Below are 15,048 nucleotides of genomic sequence, written 5' to 3' on the forward strand. Positions count from 1 at the left end.
TTGGATGGAGTCTTTTTTATTTAAAGTATTATAAATAACAAAAGAGGTTAAAATAGTAAAATATTACATATATGATTAGAAAGGGGCAGGTTTACATGTACAAAAAAGTTGATAATAACACAAGTTTTGTTGATATGGAAAAAAACGTATTGAAATTTTGGAATGATAAACAAATTGTAAAAAAGAGTTTCAATTTAAATAAAGGTGGAAAGTATTTTACTTTTTATGACGGCCCACCGACAGCAAATGGAAAACCACATGTAGGTCATATTTTAACAAGAGTTATAAAAGACTTAATACCAAGATATAAAGTTATGAAAGGATACCAAGTTTTGAGAAAGGCTGGATGGGATACTCATGGGCTTCCAGTAGAACTTGAAGTTGAGAAAGCTCTTGGTATATCTGGAAAGCCTCAAATCGAGAAGTACGGTGTGGAAAAATTTATTAAAAAATGCAAAGAAAGTGTTTTTACTTATGTAAGTGAATGGAAGGAAATGTCTGAAAGGACAGGATTCTGGGTTGATATGGAAAATCCATATGTAACATACCATAATGATTATATAGAGTCAGTGTGGTGGGCCTTAAAACAAATTTGGGATAAAGGGCTTTTATATAAAGGAGATAAGATAGTGCCATATTGTCCTAGATGTGGAACAGCATTGTCATCACACGAAGTGTCTCAAGGATATAAAGAAGTAAAAGAAGTCTCTGTATATGTAAAATTCAAGTTAAAGGATCAAGATAAATATATGCTTGCATGGACAACTACACCCTGGACTTTACCAAGCAATGTAGCTTTGGCAGTTAACAAAGCATATGATTATGTTGAAGTAGTTAATAATGGGGAACATTTAATATTGGCTGAAGCATTACTTAGTAAACTTGAGGGAGAATATGAAGTAGTTAGAAAATTTAAGGGAGAAGAATTAGTTGGCCTAGAGTATGAACAAATGTTCAATTTTGCGCAGCCAGAAAAAGATAAAAAGGCGTTTTGTGTTGTTCATGCAGATTACGTAACTCTGACAGATGGTACCGGTATAGTCCATACTGCACCTGCTTTTGGTGAGGATGACAGTAATACAGGGAAAAAATACAATCTTGCGTTTATAAATCTAGTAGATACACAGGGACGTTTTGTTGATGCTGTTACAGACTGGAAAGGCATGTTTGTAAAAGATGCGGATCCTAAGATTGTTAAATATTTAGAGGAAAAAGGTATACTATATAAAGCAGAAAAATTTAAACATTCATATCCATTTTGCTGGAGATGTGATACTCCATTATTGTATTATCCAAGAGATACCTGGTTTATAAGAATGTCTGCTTTAAGGGATAAATTAGTTAAGAATACTAATAACACTAATTGGTATCCAGATAATATAAGAACGGGAAGATTCGGAAACTTTGTTGAAAATGTAATAGACTGGGGTTTAAGTAGAGAAAGATACTGGGGTACACCACTTCCTATATGGCAATGTGAATGTGGCCATAAGGAGTGCATTGGAAGCATAAAGGAATTAAAAGAAAAAGGTATAAATGTTCCAGAAAATATAGAACTCCATAAGCCATATATAGATTCAGTTAAATTAAGATGTCCGCATTGTGGAAAAGAAATGACAAGAACAAGTGAAGTCATAGACTGCTGGTTTGATTCAGGTTCAATGCCTTTTGCTCAGCATCACTATCCATTTGAGAATAAAGAAGTATTTGAAAAGAATTTTCCTGCACAATTTATATCAGAAGCAGTTGATCAGACTAGAGGATGGTTTTATACATTAATGGCTGTATCAACAGTATTGTTTGATAAAAGTCCATTTGAAAATTGTGTGGTATTAGGCCATGTACTTGATAAATATGGACTTAAGATGTCAAAACATAAGGGGAATGTACTAGATCCTATGATAGTTCTTGAAAATGAAGGAGCTGACGCATCAAGGTGGTATTTTTATACAGCAAGTGCACCATGGCTTCCATCTAGATTTTATGAAGAAGCAGTACAAGAGAGTCAAAGAAAATTTTTGGGCACTCTTTGGAATGTATATTCATTTTATGTACTTTATGCTGAAATAGATAAATTTAATCCACTTGATTATGATAACTTCGTAAGCCAAAATGTAATGGATAAATGGATAATTTCAAGATTAAATTCATTAATAAAAGAAACAGAAGACCATTTGGATAATTATAGAATAACTCAGGCAGCTATTAATATAGGCGATTTTGTAGATGAGCTTTCCAACTGGTATGTAAGAAGAAATAGATCGAGATATTGGAGTGAAAGCTTAACAGATGATAAAATAGGAGCTTATGTAACTTTATACAAGGTACTTGTTACACTAGCTAAGATTTCAGCTCCATTTGTACCATTTATGACTGAAGAATTGTATCAAAGTCTTGTAGTAGCACTTGATAAAGATGCACCTGAAAGTGTTCATCTTTGCAAATGGCCAGAATATGATGAAAGAGTTGTAGATAAGCAATTAGAAACCGATATGGAAGAAGCATATAGAATAGTTAAGCTTGGAAGAAGTGCGAGAAATTCTGCCAACATCAAAAATAGACAGCCGCTTTCTGAAATGCTTGTAAGTGTAAAGAACCTTCCAGAATATTATGGTGACATAATAAAAGATGAGTTAAATATAAAGAAAGTAGTGTTTAATGCTGACTTATCAAAATACGTCAATTTTGATATAAAACCTAATTTACCTGTACTCGGAAAGAAATATGGTAAATTAATACCAGCTATAAGAAAACAAATATCATCAATGAACCAAATGGAATTAGCTCAGAAGATAAGAAATAGCGAGATGGTATTAATATATGTTAATGATATTGAGATAGAACTTAATGAAAATAATTTACTTGTGACTATGCAGGGATTAGAAGGTTTTGCATTTGCTGGTGAGGATAATGTTGGAGTAGTTCTAGATACAAATATAACACAAGATTTAAGAGAAGAAGGCGACTTAAGAGAGATCTTAAGTAAAATTCAGAATATGAGAAAGGAAAGTGGATTTGAAGTCGCTGACAAGATAAAACTTTATATTAATGGTAATAATGGATTAGAAGCTGTAGTTAAGAAATTTGAAGATAGGCTCAAAAAGGAAACCTTAGCAGTTGAGGTAATATATAACGAGAATAAGGATTACAGTAAATGTAAAATAAATGGTGAAGAACTTGGGATGCTTGTAGAAGTAGTTAAATAATATATTTAAATATTAAAGATGCGTGTAAAACTTAATTGCATTTACATGCATCTTTTAAGTTTATATAAATAATTTGGTAATAAACTTGTAATAAACAGCTTTTATAAGTATAATAATTTAAAAGAACACAGGTAGGAGTTGATAAAATTGCCAGCATCAATAAAAGACGTTGCTAAAGAAGCAGGAGTTTCTATTGCTACAGTATCAAGAGTTTTGAATGATGTAGACGTTGTAAATGAAGAAACTAAAAAGAAAGTATTAGAGGCTATAGATAAATTAGGATACAGACCTAATATAGTTGCAAGAAGTTTAAAAACACAAAAAACTAAAACAGTTGGAATAATAATACCAGATATATCAAGTCCTTTCTATCCCGAGATAGTAAGGGGAGCTGAAGATGTATCAAATATATATGATTATAACATGATGCTTTGTAATACAGATTTGGATTTCGAGAAAGAAATGGAATATTTAAGAGTTCTTAAGGAAAAAATGGTTGATGGAGTTCTTTATATGAGCAGTTCTCTTAAAAGCAATATATTAGAACTTATAAATAAACTTCAGATTCCTATGGTTATGGTTGAAACTACAAGTGAAGAGGGAAATATTCCAAGCGTAACTATAAATAATAAGCAGGCAGCAGAGGATGCCGTAGAGTATCTCATAAAAAAAGGAAGCAATAATATAGCTTACATAGGAACGGATAAGGATGAGATAAATGCCAGGGCATTAAGATATAAGGGATATCGATCCGCACTTAAAAATAATAATTTAACATTTAATGAAGATATAACTTGCTTTGGTGGTTTAAAAGCTAAAGATGGATACGAAGGTATGAAGAATATACTGGAGAAAACACAAAACATAGATGGAGTTTTTTGTACTGGCGATGAAATTGCTATGGGAGCAATAAACTTTTTAAGAGAAAAAAATATAAAGGTTCCAGAGGATATAAATGTTATAGGTTTTGATAATATTTACTCGGCTGCAACATTTTATCCTAAACTTACAACTGTTGCTCAACCTATGTATGATATGGGATCAGTTGGTATGAGAATGCTCATAAAGATTATAAATAAACAAGATCTTGAAAATCAAAATTATGTTCTGAAGCATGAAATAATAGAAAGAGATTCTTGTCGAAAATAATCTGAGATATTTAATATCATAGATTGTATGGAATGTTTATGGTAAATTTATAAGATGGGGTACGGTAAGGCAAAATATGGTAGAGAGTTTAATAAACTTAGTAATTTTTATATTAGATAAACTCGGATATGCAGGTGTATTCTTAGGTATGGCCCTGGAGAGTGCTTGTATTCCTATTCCAAGTGAAGCAATACTGCCATTTGGAGGATATTTAAGCTATACTGGTAGACTAAATTTAATTTCTACTATAATTATAGGAACGCTTGGTGGTACATTTGGTTCAATTGCTGCCTATTATCTTGGCAGATTAGGTGGGAGACCTTTAGTTGAGAAGTATGCAGATAAGTTAAGGTTGTCAAAATCAAAGATAGAAAAAAGTGATCAGTATTTTAATAAATATGGAGATAAGATAGTCTTTTATTCAAGACTTTTACCCATAATAAGGACTTTTATATCATTACCTGCGGGTATAAGTAAGATGGAATTTAAAAAGTTTACTGTATATACTTTTTTAGGTTCCCTACTTTGGAGTATTGTACTCGGATATGCGGGTTATAAGATGGGTGAAAATTGGATGAAAATTCATTCGCTATTTCATATAGCAGATATACTTGTAGTATTATTTATAATTGGATTTGTTATATATAAAATCGTAAAGAGATATAAGAAATAAAACATATGAGAGGTTTATCATTAGTCGATGATAAACTTTTTTGTATGTTTTTAGTTATGAATTATATAAAATAAGCTCTAAAAAGGGTGTCATTTAAATGTGAAATATGTTTAACGATTTTTTTGAACATCACACATATTAATGGTATAATTTAACATAAAAGGTAATATATTTATAAGTTATATATGTGGGGTGGAAAAAATGGATTACAAGGGTAGAATTAAAGACATATTTTCTTATCTTTTAAGTATAAAAAATTTGAATGAAAAAATTATAAGAAACGCGTATGAGTATGAAAAGATGTATTTTGAATATGACATATTGTCAATGGATGGGTGTACCGTAAACAGAAATCCAGATGTAGAATGGTGGCTTGAAGTAAATAAAAAATCTAAACAATTATATGATCAATTTTTTAAAACATATCTGGAAATGGAGAAAAATGGACAAGATATAGAGATTATATGGGGACATGGGCTTATTGTTTGGAAAATTAATGATCAAAAAATAATACACCCGGTAATAACTACTAGACAAAAATTAGAATTTAATGCTAAGGACAAGAGATTCAGATTGACTCCAAGTTCAAAGACGTCATTGGAAACAGGTATATTTGAAGGATTGGATCTAGTGAATTTACACAGTGTAATTCAGATGGAAAGTGAAATCAATAGTACAAATTTAGACCCTAGGAATATGAGTGATATTAAGGATATACTTCACGAGCTTGTATTTTATTTGAATTCTAATGGAAAAGTTGATTTAGGCAAATCATCAATTGAAAAGATAAGAATATCAAACTGTCCTGTAATATATGATATTCCTGTGATCATAATAAGAAAAAATACTATGAGGCTTTGGCAGAGGGAAATAATAAATGTAATAAATGAAATAGATAATGGGTACCCAATACCAGAGACTGTTAAGGCACTTGTATATGATAAGAAATTAGATCAGAGTAAAAAGGATCTTGATGATTGGAAAGATGTATCAAAGGATTTATTATTCCCGTTGTCATCAAATTATGAACAAAATCAGATAGTAAAAAGACTATGTGAAAATTATGGAGTTGTTGTTCAAGGACCACCAGGGACTGGAAAAAGCCATACTATAGTAAATTTGATATGCCATTTACTTGCTCATGGCAAGAGAATACTTGTAACTAGTCAAACGGATAGAGCACTTAAGGTACTTGTAAACAAAATACCTGATGATATAAAACCCTTATGCATAAATGTTTTGGGAAACGATTCAAATTCAATGAAGGAATTAAATGATTCAGTTAGGAATATAACGGATAATCTTTCTATTGAACCAGATAAATTACGCAATGATATTAAGGATTTGAAGGAGGAACTGGGTAAATGTACCGAAAAGCAGAGTGCACTTTATGAAAGACTTAAAGAGTTAGAAAGGGCTGAAAATAAAAATATACAGATTGAAAATCAGAACTATAGAATAATGGATGTATCAAAATGGGTTAGAAATAATAAAGATAAACTTGGAGTTATAGAGGATGATATAAAGTATAGTAAACTGCTTCCTATTTCAGAAAAAAGATTTAATGAATTGGTGTTATTAATGAATGATATAAGTAGGAATGACAAGGAAGAATATGACGGTATCAAAATTATGCTAGATAAGTTACCGGATATAAATACTATATGTGATAAGATGAAAAAACTAGATGAATTAAATGATAATCTAAAGGAATATAGAAGAGCATTAAGGGATTGGAGAATTCCAGATAAATATAAAATTGATTATAGTTCGATTATGGATATTCTACGTGAATCTGAAGATAAAATGAGTAAGATGGAAAATGGGGATATGAAGCATATAATGAAACTTCATTATGAAAGTAAGATATCACATGATAAGTTTCTGGATCTCGTATTTAAATTTAATAATTATATGGCTACACTGGGAAAATTAAAACATAAACTTAGTAATAATAGGGTTGAGATACCCAATGATATTGATGTTAAAAAAATTGGAGATGATTCTAATAATGTGTATGATTACTTAAATTCTAGGGGGAAGCCGGGAAGAATATTTAAAATGATGCATCCCGATTTAAATTATATATTTGAAGACTGTAAAGTCAATTTTAAAAAAATTGAGAATATAGAGCAGCTTTCAATACTCAGAATATTTATAAAAGAACAGCATGTAATGAAGGAAATAGAAATTTTATGGAATGATTTCGCAAAAGACTATAATCTGGAGGTTATAGATTGCAGCAAGGATAAAATGAGTATAGTAAAACTTGAACAAAAAATTAAGGAATTTAATGATATTGTTGATTGGGATATGAGATATAAGAATAGGATAATAGCTTTATTTGGAAGAATATCTATACCTCAAAATTTGGATTGGCACAAAAAGCAAACTTACTCTTATTTGATAGAGAGTATGGAGTGTATAAAAAAAATAGAGGATTATAATGAACTTAAGTCATATATGGAAATTCTTAAGAAGATAATAATATCTACAAAAAAAATGGACAATCTTTATAAGGCAATTGATAATTATGATATAGATGAAGTGAAAAGGTTATTTAGAAGGATAGAATATCTAAAAAGTATAAAAGGAAAGGTCGGGATATTAGAAGAGATTTTTAAGGATTTAAAAAAAGAATGTCCAATTACTTTAAGTAAATTATTAAAGAACTGGAAGATTAAAGCTCGAAACTTCGATGAATTGAATGAGGAATGGAAATGGGCAAAGTGTAATTGTTTAATTAAAAATATATATAAAATAAATCCTGAATTTATTGAGAGTGAAATAGAAGAACAGAAACAAAAAGAAAAATTGATTGTAAATGAACTAGTTGCTAAAAAAACATGGTATAATCAAATTCTTAAAACTACTGAGAGTGAGAAGAGAAGTTTATTTGCATGGATGCAGGCTGTTAAAAGAATAGGAAAAGGTACCGGTAAAATGGTCTCTCAATATAGAAATATAGCTCAAAATGAGATGGAAAAATGTAAAGATATAATTCCGGTTTGGATAATGCCGTTAAATAGGGTAATAGAAAATATAAGATTATCAAGAAGATTATTTGATGTGATTATATTTGATGAGAGCAGCCAAAGTGATATATTTTCTATATGTGGACTTATGCGTGCTAAGAAAGCTATAATTGTTGGAGATGATAAACAAATAAGTCCTGAGACAGTTGGAATAGATCAAACAGTTATACAAGGGCTGATTAGTAAATATCTTAAGGATATCCCTCAGAGTGAATGGTTTGATTTACAAACAAGTCTTTATGATACAGCGCTTAGGGTATTTCCAAATAGGCTTATTTTGAAAGAGCATTTTAGATCAGTTCCTGAAATAATAGGATTTAGTAATCAATTGTGTTATTCAAGAGAGATAAAACCTCTAAGATATCCAAATCAGTATGAAGCATTTGAACAGCCTATAGTTACAGTTAAGGTGAATGGATATAGAGATGAAAATAAACCTATAAATATTAAAGAAGCGGAGGCGATTTCAAATAAAATAGCAGAATGTTGTAATGATTCAAAATATAATGGCATGACAATGGGAGTTATATCGCTTCTTGGAGATGTGCAAAGTGATGTTATAGAAAATTTGGTAAAGCAGAAAATTGGAGAAGAGGAGATGATAAATAGGAGGTTAATATGTGGAGATGCATATTCATTTCAAGGAGATGAAAGAGATGTAATGTTCTTATCGATGGTAATATCAGATAATGTTAAATTTGCTCCATTAACAAGGGAATCTGATATGAGGAGGTTTAATGTTGCATCTAGCAGAGCTAGAGATCAAATGTGGTTGTTTTATTCTGTAGATCTTAATAATTTAAATAAATCATGTGTTAGATATAATTTTTTAAATTATTGTTTAAATTACAAAAAAATAAATAAAACTTCCCAAAAGGTAGAATACATTTTTCAGTCAAAGTTTCAAAAAGATGTCTATAATATGTTGATTGATGAAGGGTATTTTATAACACCTCAGGTTCAAGTAGGGGAATATAAAATAGATCTTGTAGTAGAAGATGAAAAAAGTAGAATGGCAATAATCTGTGATGGAGATGCTGCAGGTGATGGGCTAGATTGGAGGTCAAGTATAGAAAGACAACTTAATTTGGAAAGACTTGGATGGAAATTCTGCAGAATAAGAGGAACAGAATTTTATTATAATCCACAGAAAGCCATAGATAAAATATGTAAGAAATTAAAGTTTGCACAAATACGAAAATCGCCAAATAGTAAAATTATTTCTAAGGATCTTAAAGTAGTGTAAAATATATTACAATAACATCTATTTTTAATCTATAATAAGAATAGATGTTATTTTATTTTTATAGGCTAAACTTAATTTTATCTCTTATAGTATAAGAAGGATAGGTGATTTTAATGGGTATTTCTGAATTGGTATATAAAGTAAAAGATATAATGATTAAAGACTTTTTAATGGCAAATCCTGATGATAGCATTGAAATTGTTATAAATAAGATGCTAGGTGCTTTAAGGAGAGAGGTATTAATTGTAGATACGAATAATAAATTAAGAGGAATATTCACATTAAATGATGCTTCTAAAGTAAAGAAAATAGATAAATCATTGGACATACCTGTTAAAAAGGTTGCTTGTAAAAATGTTATAATTATAAGTCCTGATGATTCGACAAGGTATGCCCGTGATTTAATGATAAAAAACAAGATAAGTATACTTCCAGTTGTTGAGGACGATCATATTGTTGGTATAATTACTAATAATAAATTAAAAGATGCAGTTTATTTGAAAATGAATGAGTTGTTTGATCTTCAAGATAATATATTTGATAATCTGCATGAAGCAGTGTGTATATGTGATAAAAACGGTGTAGTAAATTATTGGAATAAAAGTTCTGAAAAGTTATATGGGATAGGAACTGATCAAATTGTGAATAATGATATAAGTAAATTTTTTCCGAATGCATTGATTTTAGAGGTTATAAACACGAGAAAACGAATAGATAATGTTTATCATGAACCTGTAAAAGGCAAAGGTGTAATATTGAGTGCCGTACCAATATATAATTCTGATGAAGAGCTTATAGCTGTTGTTTCTACTGATAGAGATATAACTGATGTTATAGATTTGACTAGAGAATTAGAGAATGAAAAAACAAAGGTTGAATTTTTAGAAAGTGCTTATAAGAATGAGATTTCTCTCAATTATAACTTTTCATCTATAATTGGTAAAGATAAGAAAATAATTGATGCAATTGCTATAGCACAAAAAGTAGCTCCAACATCTACTAGTGTTCTTATAACAGGTAAAAGTGGAACAGGGAAAGAAGTGTTTTCAAAAGCAATACATGCAGCAAGTGGGAGAAAGGGGAATTTTGTTCCTATAAATTGTAGTGCTATACCAGAAAGTTTATTTGAGAGTGAGTTGTTTGGATATGTGGGAGGAGCATTTACAGGAGCGGTTAAGAAAGGTAAGATAGGTAAATTTGAGTTAGCGGATAATGGAACCTTATTTTTGGATGAAATTGGTGACATGCCATTGGAAATGCAGGTAAAATTATTAAGAGTACTACAAGATGGTGTTGTAAGTAGATTAGGCAGTGAAAAGACTATAAATACAAATACTAGAATTATTGCTGCTACAAATCAGGATTTGAAAAAATTAATAAATGAAGGTAAATTTAGAGAGGATTTATTTTATAGGCTGGCAGTGGTTCAAATACAACTTCCTGAACTCAAGGACAGGAAAGAAGATATAAAAGATCTAACTAATTTATTTTTACAACAGATTTCAAAGCAGGAAGGAATATCTATAAATAAAGTTAACGATGAAGTATATAATATATTGACTAATTATAAATGGGAGGGAAATACAAGAGAATTAAGAAATGTGATTCAGAGAATGGTTGTTCTATCCGATAGTGGACAGATAAATGTAAATTCTATACCAAAGTATATTTTGGATAATGCATATGAGGTACGAGGATGAGATAAAGATGGTTTCGACCTGGAAAAGACGGTTGAAAAAGTTGAGAAAAAAACTATATTGGAGGTTATGCGCATGGTAAATGGAAACAAACGAAAAGCTGCGGATATGTTGAATATAAAGAGAAGTACTTTATATTATAAATTGGATAAGTACAATATAAATTCTAATAATTTGTATTATACAAATAAATAATTTTTTAACAACTTTTTACTTAAAAGTTATTTATATATTAAAAATCTCAGACTGCTGATAAATAATATTATCAATAGCATGAGATTTTTTGCTTTGTAAGATTTTGAATTTTATATGTGTCAGATTTTTGACCTTATAAATATCTTTTAACACATTGAAATAGAACGATATGTCAAAAAAAACTACACATACGTCAGAAAAATGTACATTAAAAACGAATATAGAATAATTTTATCAGATTATACTACATAAAGGAAAGCAGCTATTTGTATAATTTATAAGGATTTGTGTGATAATAAATTAGTATATAATCCTATTGGCATAAATATTGCTTGATAAATAGCAGAGGCTTATAAGATAGAGTTTAGAAGCTTGTTTATTAACAAACATATGAAAGGAGGTAGCTGCATTTTTAGTTTCATGCAGCGTATATTATGGGAAAAATATTTAATTTTCCTTTAAAAATGCATGTAGGAGCTCCTGATGTACCGATAGTTAAAGAAGGCCAAGAGGTTAAGAGAGGCGAATGTATTGCTGAACCTAAAGGACTTGGAGCAAAGATACACAGCAGTGTTTCAGGGAAAATTTCAAGAGTAACCGATAGTGAAATATTGGTTGAAGCATCAGATAATCAACCAAAAGATTATGTGAAGATTAAAGAATGTAGTAGTGTAATTGATTCAGTGTATGAGGCGGGAGTTGTAGGGGCTGGTGGTGCCGGATTTCCAACCCATATTAAGTTAAAAGCAGATATTCCTGATGGTTATATTATTGCTAATTGTGTAGAATGTGAACCTGTTTTAAACCATAATATAACAATGCTGGAGGAGAATCCAGAACTAGTTATAAAAGGCATAGAATATGCTATGGAGGCAACTGGTGCTAAAAAAGCCTATATAGGCATAAAAGGTATACATGAAAAAGCTATATCTTCTATAAAGAAAGAATTAATGGACAGAAAAGATATCTTGATAAAAGAGTTAGAAGATATTTATCCAAAAGGAGAAGAACGAGCACTTATACATGGAATATTTGGAGAATGGCTCAAGCCAACTCAGCTTCCACTTGATGCAAAGTGTGTTGTTTTGAATGCAGAAACTCTTAAAAATATTACAAGAGCTGTTGAAGATAGAAAACCTGTAATTGACAAAGATATAACAGTTGCAGGAAAACTCAAGAGCGGTACAGATTCCAATATATTTTTTGATGTACCTATAGGTACAAAAATAGAAAATCTTATTAATGAATGTGGCGGTATAGATGGCGAATATGGTGAACTTTTGATTGGCGGACCTTACACAGGAAAGGCACAAGAGATAGAATCTGCTACAGTTACAAAAATATCAGGTGGAGCAATTGTTACAATACCGTTCCCAGAGTATGATGGCCCAATTGGACTTCTTGTATGTGCCTGTGGTGCAAATGAAGAAAGATTAAGGGATGTAGCAGGTAAGATGCATTCAAAAGTTGTTGGAGTTCAAAAGTGTAAAAATGTAGAAGTTATAAAAGGCTCCAATAAATGCAAGACTCCAGGAGACTGCCCGGGACAGATAGCAGCAGTCATGAATTTAAAGAAGTCTGGTGCAAAAAGACTTTTAATTTCAAATTGCAGTGATTGTTCTAATACAGTTATGTGCTGTGCCCCAAAATTAGGGCTTCCAGTATATCATCATACAGATCATGTATTTAGAACAGTTGATCATACATTAACTAGAAGATTACCAATGGATGATTAAGAAAAAAAGGAGGTTTTAAGAATGTCAATGAGTGCTGAGCATGCAGAACAGTTAAAAAATGAAGTAGCTGTTGTATGCTGTAGAACAGAAGAGGGAACAATACTCTCAGCAGAAAATTTGGAAGATCCAGATATATTTCCTGATATGGTAGATTCCGGATTGCTGACAATACCTGAAGATTGCTTAAAGGTTGGTGAAGTTATAGGCGCAAAATTAACAAAAACTATAGATTCATTAACACCATTAACTCCAGCTATTGTGGAAGGAACTAAATCTATTGAAGCAGATTCTACTCCAAAAGAGGAAACACTTCATGAGGGAGATCAAAAAGCTGTCTTAAAGTATAATAAAAAGGCAGGAGAGACTATTTCAGCTAGTGATTTGGAAAATCCAATGAATTTCGAAAAACTTGAAGATTCTCTTCTTATAAAATTAGGAGATGAGGTTTTATCAAGAGAGGAAGCTATTGGTAAAGTAATAGCTATTGATACACCGGCATTGACTCCAGTAACTCCGGACATATTGGAAGGATATGAAGGAGAGAAAGCTGCAGAGGAATTACAGACAGAAGGAATTATGGCAGGTGGCACTTTAAAAATAAAAATAGCAGAAGGTAAGGGAATTGACATTGAATTACCTTTGGGAACAATGGGAAGTGCAGCATCTAAAATGAAGCTTCCTGCAGTTGCAAAGTCTAAAGAAGTACCAGATGTTAAGGAAAATGTGGCTGAACCTAAGGAAAAGGTCATAAGATCACTCACAAGGAAACATTATAAGATAGATAAAGTAGAATTTGGACCAGAAACAAAAATAGAAGGAACAACGCTTTATATAAGAGAGAATGTTTGTGATGATGCTGTTAAGGTAAGCGATCTCGTAAAGGATATAAAAATTGATATAATTACCCCGGATAAATATAACACTTATAGTAATACAATAATGGATGTTCAGCCAATAGCAACTAAAGAGGGAGACTCAAAGCTTGGAGCTGGAACAACAAGAGTATTAGACGGAGTTATAATAATGATTACCGGAACTGATGAAGATGGAGTTCAGATTGGAGAATTTGGTTCATCGGAAGGTATACTTGAAGAAAATATCCAATTTGGAAGACCAAGTTGTCCTGATAAGGGAGAAATATTTATAAAAACTAATGTTACAATTCAAGCTAAAACAAATATGGAAAGAAGAGGCCCTATTGCAGCGCATACTGCTACTGATACTATAACTCAAGAGATAAGGGAAGCTTTAAAGAAACTTGAAGATGATTCTCTTGTTGTAAACACAGAATTACTTGAGCAGAAGAGAAGACCTGGTAAAAAGAAGGTTGTAATAGTTAAAGAGATAATGGGTCAGGGAGCTATGCATGATAATTTTATACTTCCAGTTGAACCAGTTGGAGTACTTGGAGCAAAGCCAAATGTTGACCTAGGAAATGTCCCTGTAATGTTGTCACCACTTGAAGTTGTTGATGGAGGAATTCACGCTTTAACTTGTATAGGACCTGCATCAAAAGAATGTTCCAGACATTATTGGAGAGAACCTCTTGTTCATGAAGTTTTGAGTGATCCAGAATTAGATCTTTGCGGAGTATTGTTTGTAGGAAGTCCTCAAATAAATACTGAAAAATTCTATGTATCTGAAAGAATGGGTATGGTTGTTGAGGCACTAGATGTAGATGGTGCAATAGTCACAACAGAAGGATTTGGAAATAATCATATAGATTTTGCAAGTCATTTGGATCAAATAGGCCAAAGAGGAATTCCTTGTGTTGGTATGTCATTCTGTGCAGTGCAAGGTGCTTTAGTTGTTGGAAATAAGTATATGAAATACATGGTAGATAATAATAAATCTGAAGCCGGTATTGAAAACGAAGTTTTAGGTTGTAACACATTGTGCAAAGAAGATGCTATAAGAGCAATAGAAATGTTAAAGTCTGCTATGACAGAAGAAGAAGTAAAGACTGCCGAGAGAAAATGGAATGCTAATGTTAAAGAAAATAACCTTGAGCTTATAGAGGAAACTAAAAAGGTTGAAATTAAAAGGGCAGAAAATGAAAAAGCCGTTCCAATGAGCCAAAAAAGGCGTGAAAAATATTCTTAAAAAGCAGG

8 protein-coding genes and 1 other annotated feature (1 of these 9 cut by a window edge) are annotated in these 15,048 nt (G+C 31.2%); all 8 genes read left to right on the plus strand.

Translation table 11 applies throughout. The features are described 5' to 3' along the window. Position 1, plus strand: a binding site (T-box leader); it begins 222 nt to the left of the window's first position. Positions 2-95: 94 nt separating this feature from the next. The 8 genes from ileS to prdA all read left to right on the plus strand — a co-directional run bounded on the left by ileS (position 96) and on the right by prdA (position 15,040). After that, on the plus strand, positions 96-3,206 hold the full coding sequence (gene ileS, locus D4Z93_RS00610; RefSeq protein WP_119969852.1) for an isoleucine--tRNA ligase: 3,111 nt from the start codon (positions 96-98) through the stop codon (positions 3,204-3,206). A gap of 147 nt (positions 3,207-3,353) precedes the next feature. Further along, positions 3,354-4,355, plus strand: coding sequence for a LacI family DNA-binding transcriptional regulator (locus D4Z93_RS00615; RefSeq protein ID WP_119969853.1), 1,002 nt, complete (start codon positions 3,354-3,356; stop codon positions 4,353-4,355). 76 nt (positions 4,356-4,431) lie between these two features. Continuing rightward, positions 4,432-5,028, plus strand: coding sequence for a DedA family protein (locus D4Z93_RS00620; RefSeq protein WP_119969854.1), 597 nt, complete (start codon positions 4,432-4,434; stop codon positions 5,026-5,028). A 201-nt stretch (positions 5,029-5,229) separates the two neighbouring features. Beyond that, the gene (locus D4Z93_RS00625; RefSeq protein WP_119969855.1) at positions 5,230-9,309 is read left to right on the plus strand and encodes an AAA domain-containing protein; all 4,080 of its coding nucleotides are present in this window, start codon (positions 5,230-5,232) and stop codon (positions 9,307-9,309) included. A gap of 113 nt (positions 9,310-9,422) precedes the next feature. Then, entirely contained in the window at positions 9,423-11,009 is a 1,587-nt protein-coding gene (locus D4Z93_RS00635; RefSeq protein WP_243105961.1) for a sigma 54-interacting transcriptional regulator, read from the plus strand. Positions 11,010-11,027: 18 nt separating this feature from the next. Continuing rightward, the gene (locus D4Z93_RS13395) at positions 11,028-11,201 is read left to right on the plus strand and encodes a helix-turn-helix domain-containing protein (RefSeq protein WP_279220966.1); all 174 of its coding nucleotides are present in this window, start codon (positions 11,028-11,030) and stop codon (positions 11,199-11,201) included. A 434-nt stretch (positions 11,202-11,635) separates the two neighbouring features. Beyond that, positions 11,636-12,937, plus strand: coding sequence for a proline reductase-associated electron transfer protein PrdC (prdC, locus tag D4Z93_RS00640; RefSeq protein ID WP_119969856.1), 1,302 nt, complete (start codon positions 11,636-11,638; stop codon positions 12,935-12,937). Between the two features lie 21 nt (positions 12,938-12,958). Beyond that, a complete protein-coding gene (prdA, locus tag D4Z93_RS00645; protein WP_119969857.1) occupies positions 12,959-15,040 on the plus strand; it encodes a D-proline reductase (dithiol) proprotein PrdA in 2,082 nt (693 codons plus the stop codon). Positions 15,041-15,048: the final 8 nt, after the last annotated feature.

Origin of the sequence: Clostridium fermenticellae (genome assembly GCF_003600355.1) — a bacterium.
GTDB lineage: Bacteria > Bacillota > Clostridia > Clostridiales > Clostridiaceae > Clostridium_AV > Clostridium_AV fermenticellae.

Coding starts and splice junctions, on each gene's coding strand:
- ileS (WP_119969852.1), top strand. CDS start 96: ATGTACAAAAAAGTTGATAATAACACAAGTTTTGTTGATATGGAAAAA.
- D4Z93_RS00620 (WP_119969854.1), top strand. CDS start 4,432: ATGGTAGAGAGTTTAATAAACTTAGTAATTTTTATATTAGATAAACTC.
- D4Z93_RS00625 (WP_119969855.1), top strand. CDS start 5,230: ATGGATTACAAGGGTAGAATTAAAGACATATTTTCTTATCTTTTAAGT.
- D4Z93_RS00635 (WP_243105961.1), top strand. CDS start 9,423: ATGGGTATTTCTGAATTGGTATATAAAGTAAAAGATATAATGATTAAA.
- prdC (WP_119969856.1), top strand. CDS start 11,636: ATGGGAAAAATATTTAATTTTCCTTTAAAAATGCATGTAGGAGCTCCT.
- prdA (WP_119969857.1), top strand. CDS start 12,959: ATGTCAATGAGTGCTGAGCATGCAGAACAGTTAAAAAATGAAGTAGCT.